We start from the raw sequence: 9,029 nt of genomic DNA, 5'->3' as shown, positions 1-9,029 counted from the left end.
TCACTCCCCTGTTTTATCCACGGTTTTGGGAATCCTGATTTTTGTGGCTTTTCTGGTGCAGTACCTGCCTCAACTCAGAACACTGAATCTGACCCCGGACATGCTTAATTTCTTTATGTTGGGCCTGGCCATACTTTTGCATGGGAACATTCGAAGTTTTTTACAGGCTACCCAGGAGGCCATCGGAGATACGGCCGGAATCCTTATTCAGTTTCCGCTTTATTTCGGGATCATGGGAATCATGACGGAAAGTGGTCTGATCCACCGGATTTCTGATTTTTTTGTAGCCGTGAGCACGGAAAGGTCATTCCCTGTTTTTACGTTTTTCAGCGCAGGCCTGGTTAATGTTTTTGTCCCGAGTGGGGGTGGGCAATGGGCCGTACAGGGCCCGATAATTCTGGAGGCGGCCCAGCGCCTCGGGGTATCGCTTCCGAAAGCTGTCCTGGCCCTTTCCTATGGAGATCAACTCACCAATATGTTGCAACCCTTTTGGGCCCTGCCACTTTTGGGGATTACCCGGTTAAAGGCTCGTGAGATCCTTCCCTATACTTTGCTTTTTATGTTTGTGGGGGGGGTAATTTACCTGGGCGGTTTGTGGTTTTCCTGATCGTTCAGTATATTTTGAGTTAAAAATCAGTCACTTTGAAATCCCAGCATATTCCCGTTCCCATCCTGACCCGGCGCTTGCTATTTCCCCCAGTAACCCAGGCTACTTCGGAAGGATTATTGGCTGTTGGCGGAGACCTGAGCACGGATCGCCTGATGCTGGCCTACCGCAGTGGTGTGTTTCCCTGGTTTAGTGATGACTCCCTGTTGTTGTGGTGGAGCCCCGACCCCAGGGCAGTCCTTTTTCCGAATAAACTTAAAGTCTCCCGGAGTATGCGGCGGTTACTCCAGAAGGATCGCTTCAGGGTCACCCGAAATCGAAATTTTACAGAGGTAATTACGCATTGCGCCCGGGTGGGGCGCGGGGAGCAGGAGGGAACCTGGATTACAGAACGCATGCTACAGGCCTATGGAGAATTACATAATCTGGGGTACGCCGTTTCTTATGAGGTATGGGAGGACAACAAACTGGTAGGCGGTCTTTACGGTATCGACCTCGGGCATGTTTTTTGTGGTGAAAGCATGTTCAGCCTGGTTTCCAACGCTTCTAAAGTGGCTTTTATCCACATGGTGCGGGAATTGGAAGTTCAGGGATATACTTGTATCGACTGCCAGGTGTATTCACAACACCTGGGTACCCTGGGAGCCGAGGAAATTCCGAGGGAGGCCTTTTTAGAAATACTTACAAATTCAGGATAAGGGAGGAAAGCAGAAATAGAACTGGGCGCCCTTCCAACCAAAACCCGACCCTGCGATACTCTGTTCCAACCTGTATTTTCGCCGTTTTATTCGCTAAATATCCAAGCCAGCCGCTGGCACGCAGACCGTAGACAGGTCGGATTCCTTTACCTACGGAGTTAAGGGCTTCCAGGTTTCCAACCCAGTAGAGTTCTCCAGGGTCGAGTTTTTCACCCTGTAAAGGGCCGTCCGCTGCAAACCGGTATCTGAAACGGTGCACGGTACGTGCGGGAAGAATACGCTGTTCTGTGCGAAATCGATGTCCGAATCGAATGGAATGCTTGCGGTGGATAAAATTGAATTGCTGGGTCAGGCGCAGCTCATTTTGACCGGGTCCTTCAAAAGGTTCCCTTAGCCGGTACATTATTCCCAGGCCAATACTGCGTTGGCGCGGCAGTTTAAAGTTTGAAAAGTGTGCGAGATCCAGATGGATCGTCCCAATGCCCGAATCGATTGGATTTAAGAAAAGAGTGCGCTGGGCAAATGAAAAATTATGGGTATAGGCCGGACTTAACGAATAGTTCATGGAAATCCGGGGTTGCAGAAACCCTATAAGATCGTCCTGCCCCCAGCATGAGCCGGAATAGAAAGCCAAACAAATAACCCACATCCTTTTAATAAAGGACATGATCGTAATTTGGGGGTAGGGATTTGCGCTGATTTAAAAACTTCCCTTCAAAATCAAAGAGGATTTCAAAGTCCATATAGTGCCCCGTAGTTTTGGCATGAACCATTACCTCATATCGGATTTCCGGGAGCATCAGGTTTTGGAAGGCATTTCTAAAGGTTTCTTCTGTGGAGGCAAAGGCCGTCCTGGGATATTGTTGCTGGATTTTTCGAATCTTATACTTCGAAAAGTGTTTTTTCAAATACGCTTCCATGGCCTGATAAGTCGCTTCGGGTATATCTACCTCGGAAATCCCCACTTCAATGTCCTCCAGTACATCTTTGTCGTTGAATTCCACACTGTACTTTAGCTTGTCCCGCTTGAATTTGATTTCGTAAGACTGTTTGCTGCTGTCGATTTCTTTATAGTAGCGCAGTTTTCGAACCCCGTTGAGAAAGGGCTCCGCAAGGACCAGGGAAGCCTGTGGAAACTGGGATTTCTTAATGCGAAACTCCCGCTCGTATTTCGCCTGTGCATTGAGGGTACAACAGAACGCCATGGCGAGGAGGGTGAGGATTCTATACTTCATTATACCTAAAACAATTAATTTCATGATCATTTACCATTCCCGTGGCCTGCATCATGGCATAGACAATAGTACTTCCTACAAAGGTAAAACCTCTTTTCTTTAAATCTGCGCTCATACGATCAGAGAGTGGGGTTTTGGCCGGTGCCTCCCTGTAGTTGCTAAATGCATTTCGGATTTGCTTCCCATCTGAAAAACTCCAGTAGTACGAGCTAAAGCTCCCGAAATCTTTTTGCACGTTAAGGAATGCCCGGGCGTTGGTGATACTTCCTTTGATTTTCAAGCGGTTTCGGACGATTCCCGCATCAGCTAACAAGGCTTCGTATTTATCACTACCGTACAGGGCAATCTTTTCAGGATTAAAATTGTCAAACGCGGTGCGAAAATTTTCCCTTTTTTTCAAAATGGTGATCCAGCTTAACCCAGCCTGAAAGGTTTCGAGCAGCAGGAACTCAAAAAGCTTCTGATCGTCCGTAACCCGGACGCCCCATTCCAAATCGTGATAGGCCTCGTAAAGAGAATCGCCTTTACACCAGCCACATCGGTGTTTCTCCATGAGTTAAATATACGTAATCCTATGGCTTCGAACGCATTTTATTGATAGGAATACTTTCGTTAAATAATAGTTAAACTTTCATTTAATGATAGTAATGCTATTATATTTGCGGGTGAATAATCTGATCCTATGAAGCATCTGATCAATAATGTGAAGATTGCGGTGAATGAAAAGACCTACGTCAAGAATCCCGAATCTTCTGATTTGGGCAAGCGTATCGTTCAGAGTGGTATTGCACTGATTTCTGAGGTGGGATTTGAAAATTTCAATTTCAGGAAACTCGGGGCCCGGATCGGATCAAACGAGAGTTCGGTTTACAGATATTTCGAAAACAAGCACAAATTCCTGATTTACCTGTCTTCCTGGTATTGGGGATGGAAGGAATACCAGTTGGTCCTTACGACCAATAATATTCAGGATCCGGCCTATAAATTGGAAAGGGCATTGAATGTCCTTACGGAACCCGTGGAAGCGGATTCTTCATTTTCATACATAGACGAAGTGGCCCTGTACCAGATCGTCATCAATGAGTACTCAAAGTCTTTTTTGACCAAGGAAGTCGATCGGGAGAACAAAGAAGGTTATTTTGAGATATACAAACGGATGGTAGGGAGGCTTCAGGATATGATTCTGGCTGTAAAACCGGACTATCCTTATCCGGCAAGTCTCGCCAGCACGGTCCTGGAAGGTGCCATGCACCAGTATTTTCTCAAGGAACATTTCCCATCCCTTACAGACTGCGAGGATAAAGAGTCTGTTTACAAATTTTTCAGACACCAGGTATTCACTTCTCTAAACGTACAGATCGATGATTAAAAAAGTACTAACAGCCTGGCAGCGCTTGATCGGCCTATTGACACTGGAGAAAAAGGACGTTCTTCAGGTTTTTTATTACGCGATTTTTGCGGGGTTGGTGAACCTCTCATTGCCTTTGGGGATTCAGGCGATCATTAACCTCATCCAGGGAGCACAGGTGAGTACCTCCTGGATTGTTCTCGTGGTCCTGGTCACGCTTGGGGTCGCTTTTGTAGGGTTGCTCCAACTGATGCAGATACGGATTATTGAAAATTTGCAACAAAAAATATTTACAAGGGCTTCCTTTGAGTTTGCCTACAGATTTCCAAAAATAAAGATGGACCAGCTGCGCAATTATTATCCGCCCGAGCTCGCAAACCGTTTTTTTGATACCCTGACCGTTCAAAAATCGCTGGCCAAAATCCTTGTGGATTTCCCTGCCGCCCTTTTACAGATTATTTTCGGCCTGCTCTTACTCTCTTTCTACCACCCGTTCTTTATTATATATGGATTGTTACTTGTCCTCCTGATTTATGTCGTTTTTAAGTACACCTTCCAGCGCGGATTGGAAACGAGCCTCGATGAATCCAAGAATAAGTATAAGGTAGCCCACTGGATTGAAGAGGTAGCCCGATGTATCGTCAGCTTTAAGCTTTCCGGAAAAACCTCACATGCGATTGATAAAAATGACAGCCTCGTCAGTGCTTACCTGGATGCACGGGAGAGTCACTTTAAAATACTCGTAATCCAGTTTGTACAGATGATCGGGTTTAAAGTGCTCGTCTCTGCGGGGCTTCTCCTTATAGGGGGATTACTGGTGCTGAATCAGGAGATGAATATCGGGCAGTTTGTCGCAGCAGAAATTATCATCCTTTTGGTTATTAGCTCTGTGGAAAAACTCATCCTCGGTCTGGAGACTTTTTACGATTTACTGACTTCCCTGGAAAAACTCGGGCAGGTAGTCGATAAAGAACTGGAACCCGTGGGTGGCGAAAAGCCCTTTGAAGAGGGACGTGGCTTTTTCGTGGAATTAAAAGATATATCATACAAGATCCCCGAACGGGAGAAGAAAATCATCGATGGGGTAAACCTGGAAATCACACCTACCTGTACCATCCTCCTGAAAGGACCATCGGGCTCGGGTAAGTCTACCCTCCTTAGGTTGATTGCCGCTATCCTGGAACCCGATGAGGGACAAATTTTCATCAACGAGGTCTCCCTGAAAGGGGTGGATTTGAATTATTACCGGTCCCACCTAGGGAAGTCTTTACCCGAGGAAACACCTTTTGAAGGCACCATCCTGGAGAACCTGACTTTTGGAGATAAGAGTATCACCATGGAAGAGGTCTATTGGGCCCTTGAAAAGACCAAACTGATTTCTTTTGTCAAGGAACAACCTCAGGGTTTGAATACCGTTCTGTACCCGGAAGGGAAACAAATTCCCTTTACGGTGGGCAAAAAACTGGTTCTTGCACGGAGTATCCTCCGCAAACCAAAACTCTTATTACTCAAGGATCCACTGGATCATTTTAAGCCTCACGAGGCCAATGATGTTATGGATTTCCTGACGAATCCTGACAACGGATGGGCTCTGGTGGTCGTCAGTGAAAATGAGCGGTGGGCTTCCCGATGTGGAAGAGTAGTTTACTTTGAAGATGGTAAGATTCTAAAAGAGAACGGAAATGCTTAATATTTCACCGAGTAAATTGAACGAGAAGGTGGACCTGAACCGGTTTGAAGCCGTGCAAAAGGTTTTTCACCGGAGGCACTATAAGTATTTTAACCGGTTTCTACTGGCATTTGCGATTATTACTCTAATCGTACTATTTCTGCCGTGGACCCAGAATATCAAGGGGGAAGGATTCCTGACCACCCTGAATCCGGATCAGCGCCCGCAGACCCTTCAATCTCCCATCCCGGGGCGTCTTGAAAAATGGTACGTCCGGGAAGGAGACTATGTGGCAAAGGGAGATACAATCCTTTTTATGTCAGAGGTCAAGAGCGAATATTTCGACCCGAGACTTATTGAGCGTACTGGTCAGCAAATAGACGCCAAAACGATGTCGGTATCCTCCTACCAGGAGAAGGTTCGCGCCCTTCAAAACCAAATCAGGGCCCTTGAAAATGAGCGGCTGCTCAAGCTGGAACAAGCCAGGAACAAGCTTATTCAGGCCAAACTCAAGGTTCAAAGCGATAGTATTGATCTCGAGGCGGCCAGGACTAATATCAGTATTGCAGAACGTCAGTATAACCGTACGACCCAGTTGCAGCAGGAAGGTTTGAAAGCGGTGACGGATGTGGAGGAAAAGCGCCTGAAATTACAGGAAACCCAGGCCAAGTTGATTTCCCAACAGAACAAATTGCTCGCCAGTAAGAACGAGGTGCTCAATGCAGAGATGGAGATCGGTAGGGTGCAGGCAGAATATACCGATAAAGTCTCGAAGGCACAGAGCGACTTGTTTACGGCCCAATCCTCCCAGTTCGATTCTGAGGCCCAGGTGACAAAACTGGAAAATGAACGATCCAACTACGAACTTCGTTCGGAAATGTATTACATCCGCGCTCCCCAAAACGGTTTTGTCAACAGGGCGATAAAAGCTGGGCTGGGGGAAACCTTTAAGGAAGGGGAAGAACTGGTCAATATCATGCCCTCGGATTACGAAATGGCGGTAGAGACCTTTGTCTCCCCCATAGATTTACCCCTGATCCATCTCGGTGAGAAAGTCCGGATTCAGTTTGATGGATGGCCTGTTATTGTTTTCAGCGGATGGCCCAATGTGTCTTACGGAACGTATGGAGGTACGGTGGTAGCCATCGAGACATTTATCAGCCCGAATGGCAAATACCGCGTTCTTCTTGCGCCGGATGAAGAAGACCATCCGTGGCCCAGGGACCTGAGGGTTGGTTCGGGGGCCAATACCATCGCACTCCTGGAGGATGTCCCGATATGGTTTGAACTCTGGAGGCAACTCAACGGTTTCCCTCCGAATTACTACACACCTAATGAGGGTGTTGAAACAGCTAAAAAATAATATGCGGCTCAGACTCGTCTTACTGCTCTTTATCTGTTTTTCTTCCCTGACCCAGGCGCAACAGACGCAACAGGTGGACAGCCTTGTGCTCGGGTTCCGGGAGTATCTGGCTTATGTAAAGCAGTTCCATCCTGTAGCCCGGCAGGCACAAATCGTGCTTGGTGCTGCCGAGGCGAACCTTTTGCAATCCAGGGGTGGATTTGATCCGAAGCTGGAGGTGGATTACGACCGAAAGGAATTCAGTGGATCGGAATATTACGACCGACTGAATGCCACTTTTAAAATCCCCACCTGGTTTGGTGTGGAATTTAAGGGGGGGTATGATCAAAACAATGGAGACTTCCTGAACCCCGATGAATTTAATACGGAAGATGGTCTTTTTAGTGCGGGTGTTTCCGTCAACGTACTCAATGGATTATGGATCAATGAGCGTATGGCGACCTTAAAAAGGGCAAAACTCTTTGAGCAGCAAAGCGAGGCCGACCGGGATTTATTTGTGAATCAAATCCTCTTTGATGCTTCCGAGGCCTATTTCAAATGGTTGCAATCCTATAAAGACCTGTTGGTATTTGAACAATTCCTGGACAATGCGCGGCTGCGTTTTGACGGTATAAGGGAGAGTGCCCTTGCCGGTGATATCGCCTATATAGATACCGTGGAAGCAGGGATCGCAGTACAGAACAGGAGCCTCGGTCTGGAGCAGGCCCGGGTGCGCTACAGGAACAGAGCTCTGGAGCTCTCCAATTTTCTATGGTTGGATGACAACATCCCCATTGAAGTCCAGGAGGGGGTTACCCCGGAGATGAACCCGGGAGAGGAGGTCGACCGTGCATTGGAAATAGAAGGCCTGCCCGTGGATAGTTTTGCCCTGGAAGTGCATCCCAAACTCCGCTCTCTGGACTACAAAATACAAGGTTTGGAGGTAGACCGAAGACTTAAGGTCAACCAGTTGTTTCCCCAGATACAGCTGGAGTACAATTTTCTGACAGAGACCCCGGATCTCATTAATTCTTATGTCACCCAGGATTACAAGGGTGGGGTGACATTTAGCATGCCACTCTTTTTAAGAAAGGAAAGAGGTGCTTTGAAGCTGGCGCGTTTTAAGTTGCGGGATGCGGAATTTGAACGGGACAACGCCTGGGTAAGTATACGAAACAAAGTGTATGCACTCTACAACGAACTCGATTCATTCGAAAGGCAGAATGTACTCATCGATGGGATTGTTGTGGATTACAGCCGGCTTTTGCAAGCCGAAGAACGCAAATTCAGTTTTGGGGAAAGCTCCCTCTTTTTGATCAACTCCAGGGAGCGCGCACTGATCGATGCACGCCTGAAATCCAACGAAGTTCAAAACAAATATCTAATGGCCAAAGCGAAGTTGTTCCAGGCGCTCGCCATCAACCCGGATCTCAACCCCTAAGCCCGTAAACCTAAAAACGCTATGAAGCCCTTTAACTTTGTTTCAAAGGACGCTTTAAAAGAAGCCGTCTTTATCCTCAGCGGAATTGGGTGCGCGGCATTTGGGCTTGAGAGTTTTCTGCTTCCAAACCGTTTTATCGACGGAGGGGCGACGGGGATTTCACTCCTGATCGCTGAATTATTCGACCTCCCACTCTATATTCTCTTAATCGTGGTGAACATCCCCTTTCTTATCCTGGGGTTACGTGTTATCGGGCGCGGATTTACCATTAAAGCCGGAATTTCCATCATTGGGTTGGCCCTTACACTGGTTTTGGTGGATTTCCCTGAAATTACCGAGGACAAGCTTCTGGTGGCGGTTTTCGGAGGATTTTTTCTCGGAGCGGGAATCGGGCTTTCGATTCGGGGGGGTGGCGTGTTGGATGGCACGGAAGTACTGGCCATTTATCTCAGTCGCAAAACGGCCCTGAAAATAGGAGATGTTGTCATCCTGATTAATATTGTGATTTTTCTTGCAGCGGCCTATTTTCTGTCGATCGAAGCAGCCCTGTATTCGATGCTGACCTATCTGGCAGCTTCCAGAACCCTGGATTTTGTTGTGGAGGGTATAGAGGAATACACAGGCGTTACGATCATTTCCGGGGAGTCTGAGGAGATTCGGGAAATGATCATCGAAAAAATGGGACGTGG

At 47.3% G+C, this 9,029-nt stretch carries 10 protein-coding genes; 7 read left to right on the top strand and 3 right to left on the bottom strand.

What is annotated here, in order from left to right; all coding sequences use genetic code 11:
* The coding region (locus WBV75_RS00245) for a TIGR00366 family protein (protein WP_424118661.1) at positions 1-607 on the top strand (607 nt) is incomplete at its 5' end.
* A gap of 35 nt (positions 608-642) precedes the next feature.
* Positions 643-1,305, top strand: coding sequence for a leucyl/phenylalanyl-tRNA--protein transferase (aat, locus tag WBV75_RS00240; protein ID WP_424118660.1), 663 nt, complete (start codon positions 643-645; stop codon positions 1,303-1,305).
* Here the strand turns inward: aat and WBV75_RS00235 are convergent.
* From WBV75_RS00235 to WBV75_RS00225, 3 genes are read right to left on the bottom strand one after another with little or no spacing between them, the layout of a single operon-like run.
* Complete coding sequence (locus WBV75_RS00235) at positions 1,289-1,972, bottom strand: DUF2490 domain-containing protein (protein WP_424118659.1); 684 nt, start codon at positions 1,970-1,972, stop codon at positions 1,289-1,291. The two genes, aat and WBV75_RS00235, sit on opposite strands and share 17 nt — an antisense overlap.
* Positions 1,959-2,540, bottom strand: a complete 582-nt coding sequence (locus WBV75_RS00230) for a hypothetical protein (protein WP_424118658.1) — start codon at positions 2,538-2,540, stop codon at positions 1,959-1,961. The genes WBV75_RS00235 and WBV75_RS00230 overlap by 14 nt, the downstream gene beginning before the upstream one ends.
* On the bottom strand, positions 2,530-3,093 hold the full coding sequence (locus tag WBV75_RS00225) for a DNA-3-methyladenine glycosylase I (RefSeq protein WP_424118657.1): 564 nt from the start codon (positions 3,091-3,093) through the stop codon (positions 2,530-2,532). The genes WBV75_RS00230 and WBV75_RS00225 overlap by 11 nt, the downstream gene beginning before the upstream one ends.
* A gap of 129 nt (positions 3,094-3,222) precedes the next feature.
* Here WBV75_RS00225 and WBV75_RS00220 point away from each other — a divergent pair, with 129 nt between their 5' ends.
* The 5 genes from WBV75_RS00220 to WBV75_RS00200 all read left to right on the top strand — a co-directional run.
* Positions 3,223-3,909: a TetR/AcrR family transcriptional regulator gene (locus tag WBV75_RS00220; protein ID WP_424118656.1), complete on the top strand. Its 687-nt coding sequence runs from the start codon at positions 3,223-3,225 to the stop codon at positions 3,907-3,909.
* Positions 3,902-5,578: a peptidase domain-containing ABC transporter gene (locus WBV75_RS00215; protein WP_424118655.1), complete on the top strand. Its 1,677-nt coding sequence runs from the start codon at positions 3,902-3,904 to the stop codon at positions 5,576-5,578. The genes WBV75_RS00220 and WBV75_RS00215 overlap by 8 nt, the downstream gene beginning before the upstream one ends.
* Complete coding sequence (locus WBV75_RS00210; protein ID WP_424118654.1) at positions 5,571-6,920, top strand: HlyD family secretion protein; 1,350 nt, start codon at positions 5,571-5,573, stop codon at positions 6,918-6,920. Before WBV75_RS00215 ends, WBV75_RS00210 begins: the two co-directional genes overlap by 8 nt.
* 1 nt (position 6,921) lies before the next feature.
* Positions 6,922-8,340 (top strand): TolC family protein, encoded by a 1,419-nt coding sequence (locus WBV75_RS00205; protein ID WP_424118653.1) that lies wholly within the window; start codon positions 6,922-6,924, stop codon positions 8,338-8,340.
* 21 nt (positions 8,341-8,361) lie between these two features.
* Positions 8,362-9,029, top strand: a 668-nt coding sequence (locus WBV75_RS00200) for a YitT family protein (RefSeq protein WP_424118652.1), incomplete at its 3' end; no start/stop codon positions are given.

The sequence above is a fragment of the Robiginitalea sp. genome (assembly GCF_049588695.1).
Taxonomy (GTDB): Bacteria; Bacteroidota; Bacteroidia; order Flavobacteriales; family Flavobacteriaceae; genus Robiginitalea.
Note: the sequence above shows the minus strand (reverse complement) of the source record. Positions and strands in the feature narration are given on the sequence as shown.